The sequence below is a fragment of the Streptomyces sp. NPDC048191 genome, from assembly GCF_040652655.1.
Taxonomy (GTDB): domain Bacteria; phylum Actinomycetota; class Actinomycetes; order Streptomycetales; family Streptomycetaceae; genus Streptomyces.
This window is the reverse complement of sequence record NZ_JBEZMO010000009.1, coordinates 152,525-174,154: the sequence shown is the minus strand read 5'-3', so window position 1 is coordinate 174,154 and position 21,630 is coordinate 152,525. Positions and strand designations below refer to the sequence as shown.

The following is a 21,630-nucleotide window of genomic DNA, read 5'->3' as shown; positions in this document are numbered from 1 at the left end:
GTGCACCGGAATACATGCGCGCGTTGTGATGCTCTGATGTGAACAGCGCACCAAGCGCGGCTGTGAAGGACGCACGAGCGCGGCGAAGGGCTGGTGGGCGATGACGGCAGACCGGACGGGCCCCGTGGTCAGAACGCCCCACGGGGCCGTACGCGGCCGGTACGAAAAGGGGGTGGCGGTGTTCCGGGGCATCCCGTACGCCGCCCCGCCCGTGGGCCCCCGGCGCTTCCGCCCGCCCGAGCCGCCCGAACCCTGGGACGGAGTACGCGACGCCGGCGCCTTCGGCCCGACCGCGCCGAAACCGCCGTACTCCGAGGCTTTCGCCCAGTACCTGTCCGACCCCGAGATTGCCGGCGACGACTGCCTCAACCTCAACGTGTGGACGCCCGAGCCCGCCCCCGGCGCGGGGCTCCCCGTCCTCGTGTGGCTCCATGGCGGCGCGCTGACCAGGGGATCCTCCGCCGTAGCCGTTTACGACGGCAGCACCTTCGCGCGGGACGGCGTCGTCTGCGTCTCGATCAACTACCGATTGGGAGTGGAGGGCTACGGTCTGTTTCCGGACGCTCCACCCAACCCCGGACTGCACGACCAGCTCGTCGCCCTGCGCTGGGTCCACGAGGCGATCGGCGCCTTCGGCGGCGACCCGGACCGGATCACCCTGTGCGGGCAGTCGGCCGGTGCCATCAGCACCGGAGCCCTGCTCGCCGCGCCCCAGACCAGCGGCCTGATCCGCCGTGCGGTGCTGCAGAGCGGCCCGCCCGAAGCCTCCGACCGCGACAAGGTACGGCGGATGGTGCGCCGTATGGCCTCCCGCCTGAAGATCCCCGCAACGGCCGAGGCCTTCGCCGCCGTCGACCGCGACGTGCTGCTGCGCACCCAGGCCGAGGTCGGCCGACTCAGCAGCCCGGTCCTCGGCGGCCCCGCCTTCGGTATCGTCGTCGACGGCCTCCTCGTCCCCCGGGACCCGCTGGAAGCGCTGATCGACGGGGACGCCGCGCCGGGCGTGGAGCTGCTGATGGGCTGGACCCGGGACGAGTACCGGCTGTGGCTGGTGCCCGGCGGACTCCTCGAACACGTCGACCGGCTGGGCCCCGTCGCCCTCGCCGGCGCCATGGCCCGCTGCCGCGCCGGCCACGAGGTGCCCCGTGGCTATCGCGCCCTGAATCCCGGTGCCGGCACCGCCGAGATCGTCGGGCAGATGGTCACCGACCACCTCCTGCGCGTCCCGCTGCAGCGCCTCGCCGACTCCCGCCCCGGCGCCGCCTACCTCTACGAGTTCGCCTGGCCGTCCGGCCTCCCGGCCCTCGGCGCCTGCCACGCCCTGGAACTGGGCTTCGTCTTCGACAGCGGTGAGATCCCCGAATCGAAGAAGCTGGCCGGCGAGGGCGCCCCGCAGGAGCTGTCCGACGCGATGCATGCGGCCTGGGTGCGATTCGCGGAGACCGGGGATCCCGGCTGGGAGGCCTGGGATCCCTCGCATCCCGTACGCGTTTTCGGCGAAGGCGACCCCTATACCGCTTACGGCCCGCGGGATGCGGAGTTCGCTCTCTGGTCGACCGCCACCACGGTCCCCGAACCCGCTCCCGCCGCCGACTTCCGCGCGCCCGGAGCGGAACTGGCGGCGGCGGTGCGCCGCCTACGGCGCTCGGTCGGGGCCCGACGTCGCTGACGGCGCGCCACTCGGGCGCGACCAGTCGGTGAAACACAACGCGGCCACGGACGAGCCGGACCCGACGCACAAGCACGGGCCCCTACGGCGGGCCGGCGGAGCTCAGAACCCGCCGGAAGCGATTGCGGCGATGCCCTCCGGTCCCACCCGGCAGCACCCGCCGATCAACCGCGCTCCCGCCTCCCGCCATGCCTCGACCTGCCCCGCACGGAACATCGTGCTCCCCGTCCAGGCGCGAGCCTCGGCGTCCCAGGTCTCCCCGCTGTTCGGATAGACCACGACCGGCTTGCCCGTGACCCGGGACGCGATCTCGACCGCTGACTCCACGTCCCGCGGCGCGCAGCAGTTCACGCCCACCGCGATCACCTCGTCCACGTCGGCGGCCGCGGCGAAGGCTTCCTCGAGGGGCTGTCCGGCACGCGTGTGCCGACCGTCGACCGTGTACGACAGCCACGCCGGCACCCCCAGCCCGCGCACCGCCCTGAGCAGCGCGGTGCCCTCGTCGGCGTCCGGCACCGTTTCCAGCGCGAGGACGTCCGGCGCTGCGGCGGCCAGCACCTCGATGCGCGGCCGGTGAAAGCGCTCCAGCTCGTTCACGCTCAGCCCGTACCGGCCCCGGTACTCGGAGCCGTCCGCGAGCATCGCGCCGTACGGCCCGACCGAGGCCGCCACCCACAGCGGCCGGCCGATGCCTGCGTCCCTGGCCTGCCGGGCGGCCTCACGTGCGAGGTCCACGCTCAGCGTGAGCAGGCGCGCGGCGTCGTCGTGGCCGATACCGCGTCGCGCGAAGCCCTCGAAAGTGGCCTGGTAGCTGGCGGTGATCGCCACGTCCGCGCCGGCTCGGAAGTAGGCGAGATGTGCCTCCGTGACCGCTTCCGGCCGCTCGGCGAGGAGCCGTGCCGACCACAGCTCGTCGCTCAGGTCGTACCCGGCCGACTCCAGCTGGTTGGACATGCCGCCGTCGAGCACGAGCGTCCCGGCAGCGAGAGCGTCCGCGAGACTGGGGGAGGTGTTGCTGGTCATGTCACGACGCTAGTCCAACCGGCGTCTCTGGAGCGCCGGGGGCCGGCCGGGCTCCGCTTCCCGGCGAGGGGACGCCCGCATCCCTTCCCGTGGCTCTCCCGCGGTCTCCTGCGCGGCTACACCGGCCGCGAAGACATTCTCGAAAGGGCTTTCGCGCCTTTGGCGTTGAGGAGCAAGCGAATCTCCGCCCCGAAGTCTAGAAAGCGCTTGCCCGGGAGCGGTACGGTCCAGCCGCCGGACGTTGCCGACCGCCCGAGGGGTGAACGAGTGAGACGTTTCCACGCCGCCCGCGGCGCCGTACTGGCAGCGGTCACCGTGTGCGCGACCCTGGCGTGGCTCCCGCCCAGGCTCACGACGGCCGGCCCGCCGGCACCGAGCACTGTTCCACAACCGCTTGCCGTTTCGATGTCCCACCGGGCACGTACGACGTGACGGTCCGGCCAGGCGGTCAGACGGCGTCCAGTGCCGGCATCACGGGAGAGACCCGGCGCGCCCTGCTCCCGTGCACGGTGCCACCGTCTTCGCGCGCCTGGTCCGTGACGCGCTTCTCGCCCTCCATCTGGTGCCCGAAGGCGCCGTGCGGGTGGGATGAACCCCTGGGGCGCCCCGACCGGAACCGGGGCGCCCCAGGCCCCGCCAGGAAGGACAGCCACCGTCGTGATCGAACTGCCCGCCCCCGACCGCGTGTCCAGCCCCTATACCGGTTACACCCGCCACCACTGGGAGACCGCCGCCGATGCCCTGCTGGCCGCCGTCGAGCCCTACGCCACTCCCGACCGCGCGCTTTACCACCTCCCCGGCGATCATGTGAGCCACGCGGGCCACCTCTCCGACGGCCTGGAGGGATACGCCCGCACGCTGCTGCTGGCCGCCTTCCGCCGCGACGAGACCGCCCTCGGCCGTTACGCCGACGGCCTCGCGGCCGGCCCCCGCGGGGTCTGGCCGCGCATCGAGGACCGCAGTCAGCCGCTCGTCGAGGCCGCGTCCGTCGCGCTCGCCCTGCGGCTGACCCGGCCGTTGCTGTGGGACCGGCTGGACGACAGCGTGCGGCAGCGCACCGCCGACTGGCTGGCGGACGCACTCACCGCCGAACCCTGGCCGTGCAACTGGGAGTTGTTCCCCGTCACCGTCGGCGGCTTCCTGAACGAGATCGGCCACCGGCCGGAGGCGGCACGCAAGGCGATCGACCGGGGACTGGAGCGGATCGAGGGCTGGTACCTGGGCGACGGCTGGTACACCGACGGCGACGGCCGGAAATTCGACTACTACAACGGCTGGGCGATGCACCTGTACACGGTCCTGCACGCCTGGCTCGCGGACGACGGGGACCTGCTCTCCCTGTACGGGCGACGGCTGGCACGTCATCTCGACGACTACGCCCGCCTGTTCGGGGGCGACGGCGCCCCCCTGCACCAGGGCCGCTCGCTCACCTACCGTTTCGCGACGGCCGCCCCGCTCTGGCTCGGTGCCCTGACCGGACAGACCCCCCTCAGCCCCGGGGAGACGCGGCGCCTGGCCTCCGGCGCGCTGCGGTACTTCCTGGACGGCGGCGCGGTCGACGAGCGCGGGCTGCTCCCGCTGGGCTGGCTCGGCCCCGACGACTCGCTCGTGCAGAGTTACTCCGGCCCGGCCTCCCCGTACTGGGCCAGTAAAGGCTTTCTCGGCCTGCTCCTGCCTCCGGAGCACGAGGTCTGGACGGCGACCGAGGAGTCGGCCCCTGCGGAGCGCGCGGACCGGGTGACCCCAGTCTCCATCCCCAACTGGCTGCTGCAGTCCACCCGTTCGGACGGGCTGGTCCGGTTGCACAACCACGGCAGCGAGGACGTGCGCTACGACCCCTACTACACCCGGCTCGCCTACTCGACCGCGACCGCGCCCACGGCGTCCTACGACAACAGTGTGATCGTCGGCGCCGATCCGAGCCGTACCCGGATCGAGCCGCTCGGTACCGGCGAGGGGTGGATCGCCTCACGGCACACCGTGCGCGGCGGGACCACCGTGACCAGCCTCGTGCTCGCCGAGGGCGCGGTGGAGGTGCGCGCCCATCTCGTGGCGGGGGCCCGGCCCGGAACAACGGTGCGGATCACGGGATGGCAGGCATCGGACGGGCTCCGGGCCGAACTCCTGCCGGTGTCCGGTCTGTCGGAGGAACTCGTGGGGCGCACCGGACCGGGCGAGGCCACGCTGTTCGTGGCGCTCGCCCGGCTGACCGGTGAGCAGGACCCCCAGCCGCTCGGGGAACTGGTGTCCGTGTGGACGGAGGATGATCACGAAGTGACCGTCCGCTGGGCGTCCGGCACGGAAAACGTCTTCGCTCTCACCGCTTCCGATGCGCGGGTATCACGGCTTCGTCCGGGCGATCCGCAGGCTCGTCGTGGTCGGTGACGTTCCCGTGGGAGCGGTGGCGTAGGACGGGAGGACCGGCGCGTGGCCGTACGGGGCGAGGCGCACGTCGACGTGCTCGGTGCCCTGACCGGCGGACAGGCGGAGGCCCTCATCGTTCGGCCACCGCCGAAACGTCCTCCTCCTAGCGTGGCCGTATGACCACAGAGCCCACCGTGACGACGTTCGCAGGACTCCACCACCGCCCCGGCTTGCCGCTGCTGCTGCCCAACGCCTGGGACCACGCCTCGGCGGCCGGGCTCGCCGCGCGAGGTTTCCAGGCGATCGGCACGACGAGCCTGGCCGTGGCGGCGGCCGCCGGCCTGCCCGACGGCGAGGGGGCGACCCGGGAGCACACCCTGGCGCTCGCGCTGACCCTCGGCTCGGGTCCCTTTCTCCTCTCCGTCGACGCCGAGGACGGGTTCAGCCAGGATCCAGGAGAAGTGGCGGAACTGGCCCGCGAGCTGTGGGCCGTGGGGGCGGCCGGGATCAACCTGGAGGACGGGCTGGGGCCGGTCGGCCGGCACGCCGCGAAGATCGCCGCCGTGAAGGCCGCCGTACCCGGCCTCTTCGTCAATGCCCGCATCGACACCCACTGGTCCGGCGACGGTGACGAACGGGAGACCCTGCGGCGGCTCGATGCCTACCAACAGGCGGGCGCCGACGGGGTGTTCGTGCCCGGGCTGAGCGACCCCGAGCGGATCACCGCCCTCGTCCGGCACCTCGAAGTCCCCCTCAACATCCTGTACTCGCCCGCCGGGCCCACCGTCGCCCACCTCGCCGACCTGGGCGTCCGCCGGGTCAGCCTCGGCTCGCTCCTCTACCGGCGGGCGCTCGGCGCGGCGCTGGACGCGGCGGCCGGCATCGCCGCCGGACACGCCCCGGCCGGAACCACCCCGACCTACGCCGAGGTCCGCGCGCTCGAGCGCAGCGTGTCCGTGAGCAGGTCCGCGAACGCCACCGGGTGATCCCTCGTGCCCAGGTGTCCGCCCGGGCACTCCAGGAACGCACCGCCCGTCCGCTCGGCGAGCAACTCGGCCGTTCGGTACAGCAGTTGCCCACGCGAGTCGGTGCCGGCGGCGAGCGTGAGGCCGGTCGGGGGAGCGGCGAACTCCGGTGCGTATGAGGTGAACGGACGCAGCACGCGCGCCAGGAAGACCCCGTACGGGGTGGCCGACGCGCCTTCCGCGGGCGGGCGTTCCGGGCCGTCCAGCTGCCCGATCAGCTCGGCGCGCCGCTCCTGCCCGTCCGGCAGCACGGTCACGCACGGCGGCTCGTGCGCGACCACGTGCGCCAGCCGCCCGGGGTGCCGGGCGAGCAGGTCCAGGGCGGCGATACCACCGGCGCTGGTCCCGAAGACGTACGCGGTGCCGCCCGCCGGGAGCACCGCCTCCAGCACCCGGTGGGCGCCCTCGCTCCAGTCGGACACCCGCTGCTCGGGAACCGGTAGACCGAGCCGGCCGTGGGCGAGTCCGAGCGGGTCGTAGGTCACCACGGTGAAGTGCGTGGCCAGCCGCTCGGTCAGCGGCCCGAGCCCCATCGGGTGCCCGGCCCCGCCCGGCAGGACAAGCAGCACGGGACCGCTTCCCGTGACGTCGTACGCGTGGACCTCACCGGAGTCGCGGCCTTGATCGAGGCCGGAAATGTGGTGGGAAGCGTCTTCGGGAGCGTCTTCGGAAGCGTTTTCGGGAGGGCGGTCGCCGGTCATCGTTCCTCGGTCATCGCTCGTCGGCCTCTGCTCGGTTCTCGCGGGGCCAGTGGGTGAGTGCCAGGTGCAGGGCGTCGATCGCCTTGTCCCAGGAGGCCCGTACGTCCCGCTCCGCGCCGAAGCCCCCGGTGGACTCCAGGGCGCAGTAGCCGTGGAAAGTGCTGCGCAGCAGGCGGACGGCGTCGGTCAGGTCGGGCTCGTCCAGTCCGTAGGCGCGCAGCATGCCGTAGGTGACCTCGGCGGTGCGGCGCATCGCCGGGGAACCGGCGATCAGGGACTGGTCGATGCGGATCTGAGTGGCCGCGTATCGGCCGGGGTGTTCCAGGGCGTAGGCGCGGTAGGCGCCGGCGAAGGCGGCCAGCGCGTCCTTGCCCGCCCGGCCGGCGACGGCGACCGCGATCCTGTCGATGAGCTCTCCGCCGGCGTACAGCGCGAGCCGGGTGCGCAGGTCCGTGAGGCCCCGCACGTGCGAGTACAGGCTCGCGTCCTTCACGCCGAAGCGGCGGGCCAGCGCGGACAGGGTGACGTTCTCGAAGCCCGCTTCGTCGGCGAGTTCGGCTGCGGCCGTGACGACACGGTCGACGGTGAGGCCCGCTCGGGCCATGGGAGCCTGCCTTTCCGGTTACCTAGGACCTCTAGGTTAGAGGCTAGGTATACCAGGAAACCGGCTTCGACTGAAGTTTCAGCCCCCGGTGGTGCGGAAGTCGTCCGCACCGCCGGTGGCGGCCGGCAGCTCAGTCGATGGGGGCGTACAGCACGCCCAGCTTGTCGATCTCGTCGCCCGCCCGGCCGGTGAAGCCGACGATCTGCCAGCCGGACGGCGCGGTGAAGGTGGCGGCGTCCGAGGTCGCCGTACCGGCCGACAGCGTCCGCCCCCGGTCGGTCGTGATCGCTGCCGAGAAGATCCGTGTCCTGCCGTCCTTCCGGCCCTCCGTCAGTGCGACCGAGGTGAGGTGTTCACCGGCGCCGAGGGTGAGCGAGGCGGCCGCACCGCCCGTGCCGCCGTGGGTGAGAGCCGTGCCGTCGTCGTGAATGAGGGACACCGCGTCCAGGCGGGCGCCGCCGCGCAGGGTGAGGGTGCGCGGGGAAGGGATGGCGGGAAGGGTGTTGGCGTCGTTGAACGCCGTACCGTGCGGGCCGCCGAAGAAGTCGCTCGCGCGCAGCTTCGGGCTGAGCGTGTAGGAGAAGCCGACGGTGTGCGGGAAGTGGTCGGAGAGGTTGCCGCCGCTCGCGTCCAGGAACTTCGCCCACTCGTCGGCGTAACGGGTCGCCGTCAGCGAGACCAGGTCACTACCGCGGTAAAGGATCTTGTCGACGACCTCGCAGTCGTTCGGCGGCGCGGAGGCCGGGCACAGCAGCGGGTCGGCGCCCTGCGTGGGGGCCGTACCGCCCCTGACCAACTGCACCCAGGCATCGGTCAGGCCGTTGTCGTCCACGAGAGTGCGGATGTTGTCACCGCTACGGGTGTAGCGAGTGTTGGTGTCCCCCATGACGATCACCGCGTTGCCGGCCGAGTTGGTCCGGATGAACTGCGAGAGCTGTGTGATGTTGGCGCGGCGGGCGGCGAGCGCGTCGTCGGTGTCGTCCGCGTTCGGGTGGAGGTTGTACAGGTCGAGGTAGACACCCTCGGCGAGGCGCACCCGGGCGAGCGTGAAGCCCTTGGGTGTCAGGCAGTTGGTGCCGGTGCAGTCGTTCCACTTGACTCGCTCGAAGTCCTCGAAGGGGAAGCGGGACAGGGTGTTGAGGCCGTCGCCGATGCCCGCGCCGCCGCTGGTCGCCGTGCGGTAGGGGTGGTCGTCGCCCGCGTACAGCGCCGCGTGGTAGTTGAAGTCCTCCTGGACGTTGACGATGTCGTAGCCCGCCAACCTCGGGGAGATCAAAGGGGTGTTGGTGGCCGGATGGCTGGAGCTGAGCCCCTCCGGAAGGCCCGCCACGTTGTACGTCAGCACGTTGAACGTGCCCGTGTCGGAGGCTTGGGCGGAGCCGGCGGACAGCGTGAGTCCGGCGAGGGTCAGCGCACCGGCCGCGAGGGCGCCAAGGAGTCGTCTCATGGGTCGCATGCGGACCATGCTCATGCCAACTCTGCTGTATTTGAAGGGTAGTTGAGAAAACTGTTCAACTTTGCCGACCGCGCCGGTCGCCGTCGCCGCCGACGCGCTGTCCTTCCTCGTCTCCGCCCTCCTCATCGGTCCGCTGCCCGCCTCCGGTCCGGCCACCGTCGGCTCCGCGCCGCCGCCCCGGCTGCTGCACAGCGCGCGCCAGGGCCTCGTCCAGGTGCTGCGGCATCCGGTGCTGCGGGCGGGGCTCGGCTGTGCCGCCACCGTCAACTTCTTACCCGCCGTCTCCCGGTTGATCGGCGTGGGCCGCGGCGTGGTGGTGGGTGCCGTCCTCTTCCCCCTGCCCCTGGCCCTCGTCTGGGCGGCCGACGGCCCCCTGTGGGTGCGTGCCGGGGTGCCGGCCGTCATGGAGTTCCTGTCCTCGGTCGGCGTGATGCTCTTCGACGTCAACCTCAACTCGCTGACCACGACGGTCACTTCGGACGAGTTGCGCAGCCGGGTCGCCGGTGCCTGGGCCACCGTCAACTACGGCGTGCGGCCCCTGGGCGCGCTGGCCGGAGGCGGCCTCGCCGGACTCGTCGGGCTGCGGGGCACGATCACCGTCTCGGCCGTGGGCGGGGCGCTGTGTGTGCTGTGGCTGCTGTGGTCCCCGATCCCGGCCATGCGCACCTTGCCCATGGAGGCTCCCGCACCGGCACGTCCGGCCGTGTCGCCGTAGGGCGGCGGGGCGCCGGGAGGCAGGGGCCGGACGGAGGCAGGGGCCGGACGCCGGGGGGCGGGCGGCCGGACAGGAGACGTACCCGGGAGAACGCAGGTCAGGGACGGTGATCACGCCGTTCACGGCAGGGGCCGAAGGTTCTCGGGAAAGACGGCGGTCCCGGGGCGGGGCGCAGCACCTTGGGCGCGTTGCCCTGGCGAGATCGCGGCACCGCGTGCAGCGTGGAGACGAAAGGGCTGATCGACGGGGTGGGAGAGCGGTAGGAGAGGTGGGACACATGGACAGGGATGCCTCCGAGCCCCGCGTGGTCGTCGGCGTCGACGGATCGCCGTACTCGTACGAGGCCCTGCGCTGGGCCGTGCGGTACGCGAGCCTCGTCGGCGCCACCGTGGAGGTGGTCGCGGTGTGGGAGCTGCCGGGGCTGTACGGGTGGTCGGCGCCCGCCGTGGACACGGACGTCGACGAGGAGGAGACCCGGCAGCAGGTGCGGAAGGAGCTGACCGAGGTGCTCGGCGCGGACGCGGCCGACGCGGTCCGCACCCACGTGGTGCACGGCAACCCGGCCGACGTGCTGTTGCGGGCCGCCGAAGGAGCCGAGGTCCTGGTCGTCGGCGGCCGGGGCAGGGGAGGGTTCGCCGCAGCACTGCTCGGCTCGGTCAGCCAGCATGTGTCGCAGCACGCCAGTTGCCCGGTCGTGATCGTGCGGTCCGGGAAGCGGTGAGCTGTTCGGGCGAGCGGTGAACCGAGGTCCGGAGAGGGGGAGGGGTTCCAGGTGCCGGAGCCCCAGGTGCCCGAGCCCCGGGTGCCGGCCCGTCGGCGCGGTGGAGCGCGCCGTTCTGTCGGCTGACCCGGTGTACGCGCCGCTGCACGAAGGCCGCAACGCCCCGCCCTGGTGACCGGTTGGCGCGGTCGGGGCGAGCTGCGGGGACAGCTGCTCGGCTCGGTGGCCCTCACCGTCGCCGAACGGATCGCCCCGGTCCGGTGATCGTGGTCCGGGGCGGGCCCGCGGGCGTCGCGGGCCCGCACGCCCTCACCTCTCGGCGGTCCTCTCGGCGGTCGCCGACTGCGGCTCCAGGTGGGACGCGAGGACGGCCGCCTGGACCCGGCGCTGGACGCCGAGCTTCGCCAGCAGCCGCGAGATGTGGTTCTTGACGGTCTTCTCCGACAGGTACAGCCTCTTGCCGATCTCGCGGTTGGTGAGACCGTCACCGATCAGGGCGAGGATGTCCCGCTCGCGCGGCGACAGGCTCTCCAGCTCGGGCGGCAGCGACGGGCTCTCGGCCGGGTCGGTGCGCAGGGAACGCATGAGCCGGGCCGTCGTCGCCGGGTCGAGCATCGACTGTCCCGAGGCGACGGTACGCACTGCGGAGACGAGGTCGGAGCCCTTGATCTGCTTCAGCACATATCCGGAGGCGCCGGCCATGATGGCGTCCAGCAGGGCGTCCTCGTCGTCGAACGAGGTCAGCATCAGACACGCCAGCTCCGGCATCCGGTCGCGCAGTTCCCGGCAGACCGAGATGCCGTCCCCGTCCGGGAGCCGCACGTCGAGGACGGCGACTTGCGGGCGCAGGGCGGGGCCCCGGGCCAGTGCGTGCTCGGCGGTGTCCGCGTCGCCGACCACGGAGATGTCCGGTTCGGCGTCGAGCAGGTCGGCCAGGCCGCGTCGTACGACCTCGTGATCGTCCAGCAGGAAGACCCGGATCGGGTTCCGCTCCGTGAAGGTGCGCGTCTCGGTCATGGCGACCTCTCGTTCCCCGGTACGGACAGACAGCGGGCCGACTGGCCAGGGGGATGATCGTCCCTCCGCCCCGTCGGACGGGCTAGGGCCGACCGGCCCCAGTCGCCCCGTGATCGTCACGCGCGAGGCCGAACCGCACGTCGGGCCCGCAGCGTGGCGGCTCCGTCGCCGTGGCCGCGGTGGCCTGGCCGAGGCGCTCCTCGCATTCGTCGGCCCGGCGGTCGGCGGGCACGCGCACTGCCCTGTTCGCGGATCACCGGATCAGCAGCCCTCCGGTCATCGAGCGGGACGGCACAGGCCCGTTACCTGCAGCATCCGCCAGAAGACCGCGCATTCCACGATCGGCGGCAGGTCCGGCACCGGGGCAGGACCGCGTGCTGTGCGCTGTGGTGCGGTGCTCCACCACCCCGGCGATGTCGTTCGCGCACATGGGGCGATGTCGTTCGCGCACATGGCACGAGAGAACCGGGGGACACGGGACCGGAGGAAGGACTGTCCGGGCCAGGCCCCAGGCCCGAGCCCCAAGTCCGAAATCCGAAATCCGAAATCCGAAGTCCCAGGCCCCAAGAACAGGCCCGGGCCCAGGCCCCAGATCCTGCGGGGCATCGCCCGGCCCCGCCGGAGTCACGGACGCCGACGCGCGCGCCGTCCGGCCGGGCGCGAGGGCCGGACGGCCCAAGCGGCACCACCGGCGGGCGGCGAAGCTGAAGGCGCGGCCGGTTCCGGCGTCCTGCCGAACCCCCGAAGCCGACGGCGCACCGAAAAGGAAGGACGGGGGACCGACGAGCGAAGCACACGGACCGACGGAAGGACGGGGACGGGGACGGGGACGGGACGAGGGAAGGACACGCACCCACGACGCAGGACAGGGAGCTGCCAATGAAGGGCTTCGTCTTCCACGGTCCGGGACAGGCGTCCTGGCAGGACGTCCCGGACCCCGCCGTCAAGGAACGCACCGACGCCGTCGTGCAGGTCGGCGCCGTCACCATCTGCGGGACGGACCTGCACATCCTCAAGGGCGACGTGCCCGAGGTCCGCCCCGGGACGGTGCTCGGCCACGAGGCAGTCGGCGAGATCGTGGAGGTCGGCGGCGACGTGCGCACCGTACGGCCGGGGGACCGGGTGCTGGTCTCCTGCATCACCTCCTGCGGCCGGTGCCGGTCCTGCCGGGACGGCTCCTACGGCCAGTGCCGGGGCGGTGGCGGCTGGATCCTCGGCCATGTCGTCGACGGCACTCAGGCCGAGTACGTCCGCGTCCCCCACGCCGACCTGTCCGTGCACCCGCTGCCCGCCACCCTGAGCAGCGAGGACGCCGTCCTGTTCGCGGACATCTTCCCGACCTCGTACGAGGTGGGCGTCCTCAACGGACGCGTACGTCCCGGCGACACGGTCGCCGTCGTCGGCGCCGGCCCCGTCGGCCTCGCGGCCGTCGCCACGGCACGCCTGTTCGCCCCGGAACGGATCATCTCCGTCGACCTGGCACCGGCCCGGCTGGAGGCCGCCCGGCGGCTCGGCGCCGACGCCGTGGCCGACGTCCGCGAGGAGCCCGGCCAGCTGGTCGCCGACCTGACCGACGGGCTCGGCGCGGACGTGGTCATGGAGGCGGTCGGCGCACCGGAGAGCTTCGAGCTGTGCACCCGCATGGTCCGCCCCTGCGGGCACGTGGCCAACATCGGCGTGCACGGCAGGCCCGCCACGCTGCACCTCGAAGACCTCTGGATCAAGAACGTGACCATCACGACCGGCCTGGTGGACACCTCCTCCACGCCCACCCTGCTGCGGATGGCCGCCGCGGGTCGGCTGCCCACACGTGATCTGGTCACCCACACCTTCCCGCTCGACCACATGGAGGAGGCCTACGACGTCTTTGCCAAGGCCGTCGAGACCGGCGCCCTGAAGGTCGTGCTCGGCGGGGAGCAGCACGCGGAAGTCGCCGTCCCCGCGGCCTGACGGCGAGGCACCCGCGGTCCGATCGAGAAGGAGCGTGACGGCCATGACCGAACAGACGAGTGCGCACGCGGCGGCGGAGGCACCGCTCGGCGATCTGGGGCGGCGCCTGGCCGCCCGGCGAGCCCAGCTCGGCCTGACCCGGAGACAGACCGCCGCCCGGGCCGACATGGCCGTCAGCTACCTCAAGTACCTGGAGGAGCATCCTGGTGCCGCCCCGGGCACCGGCCCCCTGATCAGGCTGGCCGAGGCGCTGGAGACGACGGTCACCGAGCTGACCGGCGGCGCCGTCGACCTGCCGCCCGGCCCCGGGCGTGCCGTACGCGAAGCCCGCTTCACCGAGCTGTCGTCCGGCGAGTGCCGGGCGCTGCTCGGCTCGCACGGAGTGGGACGGCTGGCCGTACCGACCGCCACCGGTCCGGTGATCGTGCCTGTCAACTACAGCGTCGTCGACGGGGCGATCGTCTTCCGGACCGCCCTCGGCGCGACACCCTCCCTCGCCGCCGGGCAGAACGTGGCGTTCGAGGTCGACCGCATCGACGACACCTTCAGCCAGGGCTGGAGCGTCCTGGTACGCGGTCACGCGCGGACGGTGACGGACCGGCAGGAGCAGCAACGGTTCACCGAGCGGGCGTACAGCGCCCCCTGGGCCGGTGGTGACCGCGACCAGTGGGTGCGCATCGAGCCCCACACGGTGACCGGGCGCCGGATCACGGCCTGAGAGCGGGGCCGCGGCGCAGGGTCCCGCTCCCGCTCCGGCACCGGGGCGCCACACGGCGCAACCTACCTCGGTCATGTGGACCTAGGCGCAACGTACCTCGGTCAAGTGGAGTTCGCCGCCTCGCCGTTCGGGCCGCCCGGCCGGGCCGGTGCGGGCCGGTCGCCGACGCCTCCGATGACGGCCGGCGGGGCTACCGGTCGGTCATCGGTTGGTCATCGGTCGGCGCCACCGTCGGTTCCGTCGGGGAGCTGCGGCCGGCCCCGCGCCCGCTCCTGCTCAGGCCGGCGGGAGCACCGTGATCTCCGCCTGCGGGAAGCCCCCGCCCGCCTGCGCTCCTGCCGATCTTGACCGGGCCGGCCGGCTCCGGCGGGCGGGGAGGTGGTGAGGAGGCCGGCCACCGGTCCGCGTACCGCCGCAGGTCGGGAGCGGATACGGTGGAGAGGTCCGCCGGTGCGGGGACCGTGCCGACGGGTCCTTGGAGGGACATGGTGCCAGGCCCCGAGCAGCCCCCCGTACGACTGCCGCAGCTGAAGCTCGACGAGCTGCTGGAGGAGCTGCAGGCCCGGATCAACGCGGCCCGTGGCACCCAGGACCGCGTGCAAGGACTGCTGGAGGCCGTCCTCTCCGTCGGCCGGGAACTGGAGCTGGAGCAGGTCCTGCACTCCCTCGTGGAGGCGGCCGCGATACTCGTGGACGCCGAGTACGCCGCCCTCGGCGTCATCGGGCCGGACGGCGCACGGCTGTCCGCCTTCCACACCGTGGGCGTCACCGACGAGCAGATCTCCGTGATCGGCCCCTTCCCGGAAGGCCACGGCATCCTCGGCGAACTGATCCACCACCCGCGGCCGCTCCGGCTCGCCAGGATCTGCGAGCACCCGTCCTCCTACGGCTTCCCGCCGGGCCACCCGCCGATGAGCAGCTTCCTCGGCGTCCCGATCCGCATCCGCGACCAGGTCTTCGGCAACCTGTACCTGACCGAGAAGCGCGGCGGACGGGAGTTCGACGAGGAGGACGAGTCGGTGCTCTCCACCCTGGCCGTCGCCGCCGGCGTGGCCATCGACAACGCGCGCCTGTACGAGGAGTCCCGGCTGCGCGAGCGCTGGCTGCGCGCGAACGCGGAGATCGGCCACAGCCTCATGTCCGGCACCGACCGCGCCGAGTCCCTGGGACTGATCGCCGAGCGCGCCCGGGAGATCTCGGGGTCCGCCCTGGCCGTGGTCGCCTTTCCCATGGAGGGCACGAAGTCGCTCACCGTGGAGATCGCGGTCGGCGTGGACGCCGAGGCGCATCGCGGACTGGTGCTGCCCATGAGAGCGAGCCTCATGGGTCTGGCGTACACCGCGACCGCCCCGGTCACCAGCGACGACGTCGTCCACGACGCGCGGATCAACCCCGAGCCGCCGCGCTTCGAGGGGCTCGGCCCCGCCGTCGCCGTCCCGATCGGCACGGGCGCGGGCGGCGTGCGGGGGGTGGTGCTGGTGGCCCGCGAGATCGGCCGGCCCGTCTTCCTGGAGAGGGAGACCGAGATGCTGCTGGGGTTCGCCGCACAGGCCGCGATCGCCATGGAACTGGCCGACCGCAGGCAGGACGCCCAGCAGATCGCGTTGCTGGAGGACCGCGACCGCATCGCCCGGGACCTGCACGACCTAGCCATCCAGCGGCTGTTCGCCACCGGGATGACGCTGCAGAGCGCGGGCCGCTTCATCGAGCATCCCGAGGCCGCCGAGCGGGTGCTGCGGGCGGTGGACGACCTCGACGAGACCATCAAGATCATCAGGTCGACGATCTTCGGGCTGCGGGCCCGCGTGGGCACCGCCGGGAGCGGCCTGCGGGCCAGGGTCGTCCGGGCGGTCGGCGACGCCACCCCCGTGCTGGGTTTCGCGCCCAGTGTGCGGATGGAAGGCCTGGTCGACACCGATGTGCCGCCAGAGACCGCCGAGCACATCGTGGCCGTACTGTCCGAGGCCCTGACCAACATAGCCCGGCACGCCCACGCCGCACGGGCCCAGGTGGCCCTGACGACCGACGGCCGCGAGGTGTGCCTGCAGGTCAAGGACAGCGGCGTGGGCATCCCGCCGGGCGGCCGGCGCAGCGGACTGCTCAACATGGCCGAGCGGGCGGCGAAGCTCGGCGGGCGGCTCGAGGTGACCAGCCCCCAGGAAGGCGGCGCCGTACTGGACTGGCGCGTCCCGCTGCCCGCCGAATGAGCCTCCTGGCCGGACCCCACGGCGCGAGAGGCCTGGGCCGACGGGGCACGGGAGCGGCCCACTCGGCCCATGTCGCCGACGGGTCCGCCGCCGCAGCCTGAAGGTGTCCGAAGACGGCCTCGGTCCCGGCTCCGGGAGGACGCCATGAACGGCACTCCGGCCCTCGTGCACGACGTGATGACCTCCCCGGTCGTCGCCCTGCGGGGCGGCGCCGCCTTCAAGGACATCGTGCGGGTCATGCGGGAGTGGCACGTCAGCGCCCTTCCGGTGCTGGACGACGCCGGACGTGTGGTCGGCGTCGTCTCCGAGGCCGATCTGCTGCCGGCGCGGGAGTACGGCGACGCGGGCATCGGCCGCCCCGGCCCGGCCCGGCACCCGCAGGAGACCGGCACGGCGGACGCCGCGACCGCGGCCGCGCTGATGACCGCCCCGGCCGTGACCGTGGCACCCGACGCCACGCTCGCCCAGGCCGCGCGCCTCATGGCCCGCAGCGGGGTCAAGCGGCTGCCGGTCGTCGGCCGTGACGGGACGCTGCGGGGCGTCGTCAGCCGCTCCGACCTGCTGAGGGTCTTCCTTCGGGAGGACGAGGACATCGCCGAGGAGATCCGGCGCGAGGTCGTCGTACGTCTCTTCGGCACACGCACCACCACCGTCCGGGTGGAGGTGCGCGACGGTGTCGTCACGTTGACCGGACGGGTCAGGGAGACGGCCCTGATCCCGCTCGCGGCGCGGCTCGCACGTGCCGTGGCGGGCGTGGTGGACGTGCACTGCGCACTGTCCGGACTGCCCCGCCGCCCGGACCCCGACCCCGACCTCCCCGACCCCGACCTCCCCGACTCCGGTCTTTCCGACTCCGGTCTTTCCGGCCCCGTCAGGGGGCGCACGCCCTGACGGACGACGCCGGTCCCCGACAGGAGGTGGCGACGATGCCGCGAACGCCTCCCCGGACGGTCACCCGGGTACGGTTCTGGCGCTGGCGCCGCAACCCGCTGAGGCGGCACAGCGATGTCGTCGAGGCCTGGATCGTGCTCGCCGTCTGGCTGCTCGCCCTGGTCTGCGGAGCGGCCGCGGGCACGGTGGCGGCACGTATCGCCGATTCGGGGCTCGCGGCGCGGGCGGCCCGGGTGCACGCCGTGTCCGCGGTCCTCACGGACAGGGCACCGCCGACCCCGGTCCCTTCGGCGGGAGGCGACGACGGCGGCGTATGGGCCGCCGTGCGCTGGACCGGACCGGACGGCTCCGTGCACACGGACCGGGCGAAGGTCCTCGCGGGAGCCGCGGCGGGCACCCCGGTGACCGTGTGGGCGGACCGCACGGGCCATCTGGTGCCCGCACCCCTCACCGGGGCGGTGGCGACGCTGGAGACGGCCGTGACCGGCGCCCTCGTCGCCGTTCCGGTCTGCGCGGCGGTCTGGGCCGGCGGACGGGTGGTCCGCGCCCGGCTCATCCGGCGGCGCATGGCCGAGTGGGACGAGGAGTGGAAGCAGATCGGGCCGCGGTGGGGGAACCTGAGCGGAGGCCGGGGTTGAACACAGCTGGAAGCAACTGAAAACAGCTGACCACAGCTGAAAACAGCTGACGTCCCGACGACCTCGGACACCACTCCGGCCACCCGGCGGCCCGGCCCGGAAGCAACCGACCCCGCCGACGGGCCAGGCGCCTGCCGGATCAGGAGCCGTCGTGCTCGGACCCGGTCGCCGTCTTCGAGTAGCCGTCGTGCCAGGCGGCCTTGGCCCCGGAGTCGCCGATCCGGTAGACGTCCACCACGGCTCCGACCGCGACGGCCAGCGAGAGCACACCGAGGAGGATCCGTACCGGAGGGGCGGACCAGCGCGGGCCGCGGCCCTGGCCGGGCTCCGCCGGAGCGCGCCGCCCCGCCCACCACACGACCGCCGCCAGCACGAACAGGCCCAGGGCCCAGGGCAGCAGTCCGTCACCCAGCTCGGTGTGCCGGCGCACCAGGGCGTCGTCCTGCACGTGCCGCTCCAGCCACTCACCGGCGTGCGTGGTCAACGGCACGCTGACCAGGGCCACGAAGGCGAGCGCCGGGAGCAGGACCCCCAGCCGCCGGGCGGCGCGCGGCCACAGCGCGGCCGCCACCAGGGCCAGCGCGGCCAGGGGTATCAACACGACGACCACATGGACGAACAGGACATGGGCGGGCAGACCGTTGACGAGATTCATCCAGGGCTCCTGAGGGGGGGGTGACGGGCGCCGCGAGCCTGGCACAGCCACCTCTCAGTTACCTCTGAGCCTTCGCGCCCCGGTCACCACGGTCCTTGCACGGGGTTGTCGCGTGCACCGGGACCGCCGGGATGCCGGTGGTCGGCGTCTGCTCCGGATGCGTGCTGCCGGCCCTGGGGCATGGGCGGGTCACTCGAGTCGCTCGGGTCGCGGGCCGTTTCTCCAGTTCAGCCGGATGAGTACGACCGTCGGGCAGCGGGGGACGCGACCGCGGCCGGCCGGGTGCGGAGGGTTCCGGGGAAACCCCGGAACCCTGGGCCGGCCGGCCGCGATGGGCGTCGTAAACGGTTGCCGTCAACCGGCCTCGGGGTCGGGGACGGTGGAGAACACGAAGGAGAACTCCGCGGGTTCCGCCCGCAGGTGGTAGCGGGGCAGCGGACCCGGCCCGCAGGACTGGGAACCGACGCCGTGCTGACCGTGGTCGAGGTTGACCCAGACCCCCGTGGCGGAGCCGCTGCCGGACGCGGCGCCGGCGGTGAGGTCGGTGAGGTGCGTGGCGGCGTCCAGTTGCTCGGTGGTCCAGCGGCGGGCGGTGAGGTAGAACGCCGGGTCGCCCTCGACGCGCAGACCGCCGAGCTCCGCCCAGCGGACGTCGGCGCGGGCGCCGTTCTCCTGGGGGCGGACGTAGGGCGTCTGCAGGTCGTCCACCGTCGACTGCCAACGCCCCGTCATCGACGCCGCCCTGGTGTCCGGATACGCCTCGCCGGGGCCGCCGCCGAACCACCGCACCCGGTCGGCCGCCGACAGCCCGAAGCGGATGCCGAGCCGGGGCAGCGGTACCGTCCAGTCGCCCTCCGGGACGGTGGACACGGTCAGCCGAAGACGGTTTCCGTCCGACGTCCAGCGGTAAACGGTGGCCAGCCCCAGCTCCCGTGCGGCCGGCGCCACGCGGGTACGGACCGTCAGGGTGTGCTCGCCGGTCTCCACCGCGTCCAGCCGGTGCCGCATCCGGTGCAGTCCGAGCTTGCGCCACAGCGGCCCGTGGCGCACATCGCTCTGCCAGGGGGCGCCGTCGTCGTTGTCGGTCGTGGCCCGCCACACGTCCAGGCGCAGCCCGGAGACCGGCACGTCACCGACGGCGGTGAGGGCGCCGGTGCGGGCGTCGAAGGTGCCGGGGCCGAGGGTGATCAGCCCGTCGCCGGGCACCGGCCCTGCCATCGCCGCGACCCTGGGCACCCGCCGCTCCGATACCGCGACCTGGCCCCAGGCCACGACGTGGTCCTTCGCCGCCCACGGGGTGCCGTCCGCGAGGGCCGCCCGGACCGTCCAGTGGGCCTCTCCGGCCGGTGCCCCGGCCGGCGGCGCGGGCAGCTTGACGTCGGCGGACTCGCCGGGCGCGAGCGCGGGCACCGACAGGGGCCCGGACTCCACCGTCTCCCCGTCGACCTCGTACGACCACGAGAACGCCAGCGCCGACAGGCCGGCGAAGTCCTGCTTGTTGGTGACCCGGACCGTGCCGTCGCCGGCCTCGCCGGTGATCCCGACCGGTTCGATCACCTTCTTGAACTCCACGAGACCGGGGGAGGGCCGCCGGTCCGGGAAGAGCAGACCGTCGCAGACGAAGTTGCCGTCGTGCAGCTCCTCACCGAAGTCGCCGCCGTAGGCGTAGCCCAGCTCCGGATGCGCGATGCCGTGGTCGATCCACTCCCAGACGAACCCGCCCTGCACCCGGTCGTACGACTCGAACAGCCGCTGGTAGTCGGCGAGTCCGCCGGGGCCGTTGCCCATGGCGTGCGCGTACTCGCACAGGATGAAGGGCAGTCGACGGCGCCGGAGGCTGCCGCCGTCAAGGCCGCGGCCGATCCGCTCGACCTCGGCGTGACTCGCGTACATCCGCGAGTACATGTCCGTGTCCCGGCAGGTGGGATCGCCCTCGTAGTGGAGCGGGCGGGAGGCGTCGCGGCCGCGGATCCACTCGGCCATCGCGGTCAGGCCGCGGCCGGTGCCGGCCTCGTTGCCGAGGGACCAGATGACGACCGACGGGTGGTTCTTGTCCCGTTCGACCATGCGGGACGCCCGGTCCAGCAGGGCCGGGGTCCAGCGGTCGTCGTCGACGGGGTTGTCCCGCCAGCCCTGCTCGGTGAAGCCGTGCGTCTCGAGGTCGCACTCGTCGATCACCCACAGGCCGTACTCGTCGCACAGGTCGAGGAAGGCCGGATGAGGCGGGTAGTGGGAGGTGCGGACCGCGTTGATGTTGTGCCGTTTCATCAGCAGCACGTCCTCGCGCATCGTGGCGAGGTCGAGTGCGCGTCCCTTTTCCGGATGCCATTCGTGCCGGTTGACGCCCTTGAGGAGCACCGCATGCCCGTTGACCTTGATCAGGCCGTCCGACAGCTCCACGGTACGGAAACCGATGCGCAGCGGCACCCGCTCGCCCTCGGTGGTGAGCGTGCCCTCGTACAGCCTCGGAGTTTCCGCCGACCACGGCTCGACCGGCACGGTCACGCTCTCACCGGTCGCGAGGTCGATGCCCAGCTCGGAAACGGTTACCCGGCCGTCCACGTCGGAGTCGACCCGCAGGGTGCCGGTACCGGCACGGTGGTCGTAGGAGGCGTGCACGAAGAAGTCGAGGGCGGCGCCCGCCGGGCGGTGCAGCAGGGTGACGTCACGGAAGATGCCCGGCAGCCACCACTGGTCCTGGTCCTCCAGATAGGAGCCGGCCGACCACTGGTGGACCCGGACCGCCAGGACGTTGCCCTCGGGGCGGAGCAGATGGCCGACCGCGAACTCGTGCGGCAGCCGCGATCCCTTGAACTCGCCGAGGTCCGTGCCGTTGAGCCACACCCGGGCGCAGGACTCCACCCCGTCGAAACGCAGTACCGCGCCGCCCTCGGCGAGGTCCGGCCAGTCTCCGGGCAGGTCGAAGACCCGCAGATGGTCGCCCGTCGGGTTCTCGGTCGGCACCCGCGGCGGGTCGACCGGGAACGGGTAGAGGTGGTTGGTGTAGATCGGGGAGCCGAAAGCGCCCCCGCCCTGCAGGACCCAGTGGCCGGGGACAGAGATCTCCGCCCAGTCACCGGCGTCGTATCCCTGCGCCGCGAAGGAGTCGTCCTCGGCGTCGGCCGTCCGCGACAGCCGGAAGCGCCAGCTGCCGTTCAGTGACAGGGAGGGGGCGTCGGAGGACGCGTACCAGGCGCGGGGCGGCAGTGCTCCGGAGCCCGGCGAGACGTCCTCGACGTAATCGGTGACGGTGTGGGTGCTCAACGACATCGGCCT

The 21,630-nt window shown here is 73.0% G+C and carries 17 protein-coding genes; 10 read left to right on the top strand and 7 right to left on the bottom strand.

Annotated elements, in window-relative coordinates:
• The first annotated feature begins 100 nt into the window (after window positions 1-100).
• Window positions 101-1,669 carry a carboxylesterase family protein gene (locus tag AB0D93_RS17680; protein ID WP_362120162.1) on the top strand — a complete coding sequence of 523 codons (1,569 nt, stop codon included), beginning with the start codon at window positions 101-103 and terminating at the stop codon, window positions 1,667-1,669.
• Window positions 1,670-1,771: 102 nt separating this feature from the next.
• Here the strand turns inward: AB0D93_RS17680 and mmuM are convergent, their stop codons facing one another.
• Complete coding sequence (gene mmuM / locus AB0D93_RS17675) at window positions 1,772-2,692, bottom strand: homocysteine S-methyltransferase (protein ID WP_362120160.1); 921 nt, start codon at window positions 2,690-2,692, stop codon at window positions 1,772-1,774.
• Window positions 2,693-3,352: 660 nt separating this feature from the next.
• Between mmuM and AB0D93_RS17670 the strand changes: the two genes are divergently transcribed.
• On the top strand, window positions 3,353-5,077 hold the full coding sequence (locus AB0D93_RS17670; RefSeq protein WP_362120386.1) for a DUF2264 domain-containing protein: 1,725 nt from the start codon (window positions 3,353-3,355) through the stop codon (window positions 5,075-5,077).
• A gap of 155 nt (window positions 5,078-5,232) precedes the next feature.
• On the top strand, window positions 5,233-6,042 hold the full coding sequence (locus AB0D93_RS17665; protein ID WP_362120158.1) for an isocitrate lyase/phosphoenolpyruvate mutase family protein: 810 nt from the start codon (window positions 5,233-5,235) through the stop codon (window positions 6,040-6,042).
• On the opposite strand, the gene AB0D93_RS17660 is transcribed toward AB0D93_RS17665, so the two are convergent.
• From AB0D93_RS17660 to AB0D93_RS17650, 3 genes are all read right to left on the bottom strand, one after another.
• Complete coding sequence (locus AB0D93_RS17660) at window positions 5,976-6,650, bottom strand: alpha/beta hydrolase (protein ID WP_362120156.1); 675 nt, start codon at window positions 6,648-6,650, stop codon at window positions 5,976-5,978. The genes AB0D93_RS17665 and AB0D93_RS17660 overlap by 67 nt on opposite strands.
• Window positions 6,651-6,792: 142 nt before the next feature.
• The gene (locus AB0D93_RS17655; RefSeq protein WP_362120154.1) at window positions 6,793-7,386 is read right to left on the bottom strand and encodes a WHG domain-containing protein; all 594 of its coding nucleotides are present in this window, start codon (window positions 7,384-7,386) and stop codon (window positions 6,793-6,795) included.
• 130 nt (window positions 7,387-7,516) lie between these two features.
• Window positions 7,517-8,833, bottom strand: a complete 1,317-nt coding sequence (locus AB0D93_RS17650) for a jacalin-like lectin (RefSeq protein WP_362120152.1) — start codon at window positions 8,831-8,833, stop codon at window positions 7,517-7,519.
• A gap of 70 nt (window positions 8,834-8,903) precedes the next feature.
• On the opposite strand from AB0D93_RS17650, the gene AB0D93_RS17645 reads away from it, so the two are divergent.
• Both AB0D93_RS17645 and AB0D93_RS17640 read left to right on the top strand, forming a co-directional pair.
• On the top strand, window positions 8,904-9,557 hold the full coding sequence (locus AB0D93_RS17645) for a hypothetical protein (RefSeq protein ID WP_362120150.1): 654 nt from the start codon (window positions 8,904-8,906) through the stop codon (window positions 9,555-9,557).
• A gap of 277 nt (window positions 9,558-9,834) precedes the next feature.
• Window positions 9,835-10,278 carry a universal stress protein gene (locus AB0D93_RS17640; protein ID WP_362120148.1) on the top strand — a complete coding sequence of 148 codons (444 nt, stop codon included), beginning with the start codon at window positions 9,835-9,837 and terminating at the stop codon, window positions 10,276-10,278.
• 309 nt (window positions 10,279-10,587) lie between these two features.
• On the opposite strand, the gene AB0D93_RS17635 is transcribed toward AB0D93_RS17640, so the two are convergent.
• Complete coding sequence (locus tag AB0D93_RS17635; protein ID WP_362120146.1) at window positions 10,588-11,295, bottom strand: response regulator transcription factor; 708 nt, start codon at window positions 11,293-11,295, stop codon at window positions 10,588-10,590.
• An 879-nt stretch (window positions 11,296-12,174) separates the two neighbouring features.
• Between AB0D93_RS17635 and AB0D93_RS17630 the strand changes: the two genes are divergently transcribed.
• The 5 genes from AB0D93_RS17630 (at window position 12,175) to AB0D93_RS17610 (ending at window position 17,699) form a co-directional block, all read left to right on the top strand.
• Window positions 12,175-13,245, top strand: coding sequence for a zinc-dependent alcohol dehydrogenase family protein (locus AB0D93_RS17630; RefSeq protein ID WP_362120144.1), 1,071 nt, complete (start codon window positions 12,175-12,177; stop codon window positions 13,243-13,245).
• A 43-nt stretch (window positions 13,246-13,288) separates the two neighbouring features.
• A complete protein-coding gene (locus AB0D93_RS17625; protein ID WP_362120142.1) occupies window positions 13,289-13,963 on the top strand; it encodes a pyridoxamine 5'-phosphate oxidase family protein in 675 nt (224 codons plus the stop codon).
• Between the two features lie 485 nt (window positions 13,964-14,448).
• On the top strand, window positions 14,449-16,170 hold the full coding sequence (locus AB0D93_RS17620) for a GAF domain-containing protein (protein ID WP_362120140.1): 1,722 nt from the start codon (window positions 14,449-14,451) through the stop codon (window positions 16,168-16,170).
• A gap of 144 nt (window positions 16,171-16,314) precedes the next feature.
• The gene (locus tag AB0D93_RS17615) at window positions 16,315-17,061 is read left to right on the top strand and encodes a CBS domain-containing protein (protein WP_362120137.1); all 747 of its coding nucleotides are present in this window, start codon (window positions 16,315-16,317) and stop codon (window positions 17,059-17,061) included.
• Window positions 17,062-17,096: 35 nt separating this feature from the next.
• Window positions 17,097-17,699: a hypothetical protein gene (locus AB0D93_RS17610; protein WP_362120135.1), complete on the top strand. Its 603-nt coding sequence runs from the start codon at window positions 17,097-17,099 to the stop codon at window positions 17,697-17,699.
• A 139-nt stretch (window positions 17,700-17,838) separates the two neighbouring features.
• Here AB0D93_RS17610 and AB0D93_RS17605 read toward each other — a convergent pair whose 3' ends face one another.
• Window positions 17,839-18,354: a DUF2231 domain-containing protein gene (locus tag AB0D93_RS17605; protein WP_362120132.1), complete on the bottom strand. Its 516-nt coding sequence runs from the start codon at window positions 18,352-18,354 to the stop codon at window positions 17,839-17,841.
• Window positions 18,355-18,708: 354 nt separating this feature from the next.
• Window positions 18,709-21,624, bottom strand: coding sequence for a glycoside hydrolase family 2 TIM barrel-domain containing protein (locus tag AB0D93_RS17600; protein ID WP_362120130.1), 2,916 nt, complete (start codon window positions 21,622-21,624; stop codon window positions 18,709-18,711).
• Window positions 21,625-21,630: the final 6 nt, after the last annotated feature.

Bases quoted from the DNA above. Each gene is read 5' to 3' on its own strand.
- AB0D93_RS17680 (WP_362120162.1), top strand. From the start codon at position 101: ATGACGGCAGACCGGACGGGCCCCGTGGTCAGAACGCCCCACGGGGCC.
- mmuM (WP_362120160.1), bottom strand. From the start codon at position 2,692: ATGACCAGCAACACCTCCCCCAGTCTCGCGGACGCTCTCGCTGCCGGG.
- AB0D93_RS17665 (WP_362120158.1), top strand. From the start codon at position 5,233: ATGACCACAGAGCCCACCGTGACGACGTTCGCAGGACTCCACCACCGC.
- AB0D93_RS17655 (WP_362120154.1), bottom strand. From the start codon at position 7,386: ATGGCCCGAGCGGGCCTCACCGTCGACCGTGTCGTCACGGCCGCAGCC.
- AB0D93_RS17650 (WP_362120152.1), bottom strand. From the start codon at position 8,833: ATGAGACGACTCCTTGGCGCCCTCGCGGCCGGTGCGCTGACCCTCGCC.
- AB0D93_RS17640 (WP_362120148.1), top strand. From the start codon at position 9,835: ATGGACAGGGATGCCTCCGAGCCCCGCGTGGTCGTCGGCGTCGACGGA.
- AB0D93_RS17635 (WP_362120146.1), bottom strand. From the start codon at position 11,295: ATGACCGAGACGCGCACCTTCACGGAGCGGAACCCGATCCGGGTCTTC.
- AB0D93_RS17630 (WP_362120144.1), top strand. From the start codon at position 12,175: ATGAAGGGCTTCGTCTTCCACGGTCCGGGACAGGCGTCCTGGCAGGAC.
- AB0D93_RS17625 (WP_362120142.1), top strand. From the start codon at position 13,289: ATGACCGAACAGACGAGTGCGCACGCGGCGGCGGAGGCACCGCTCGGC.
- AB0D93_RS17620 (WP_362120140.1), top strand. From the start codon at position 14,449: ATGGTGCCAGGCCCCGAGCAGCCCCCCGTACGACTGCCGCAGCTGAAG.
- AB0D93_RS17615 (WP_362120137.1), top strand. From the start codon at position 16,315: ATGAACGGCACTCCGGCCCTCGTGCACGACGTGATGACCTCCCCGGTC.
- AB0D93_RS17610 (WP_362120135.1), top strand. From the start codon at position 17,097: ATGCCGCGAACGCCTCCCCGGACGGTCACCCGGGTACGGTTCTGGCGC.
- AB0D93_RS17605 (WP_362120132.1), bottom strand. From the start codon at position 18,354: ATGAATCTCGTCAACGGTCTGCCCGCCCATGTCCTGTTCGTCCATGTG.
- AB0D93_RS17600 (WP_362120130.1), bottom strand. From the start codon at position 21,624: ATGTCGTTGAGCACCCACACCGTCACCGATTACGTCGAGGACGTCTCG.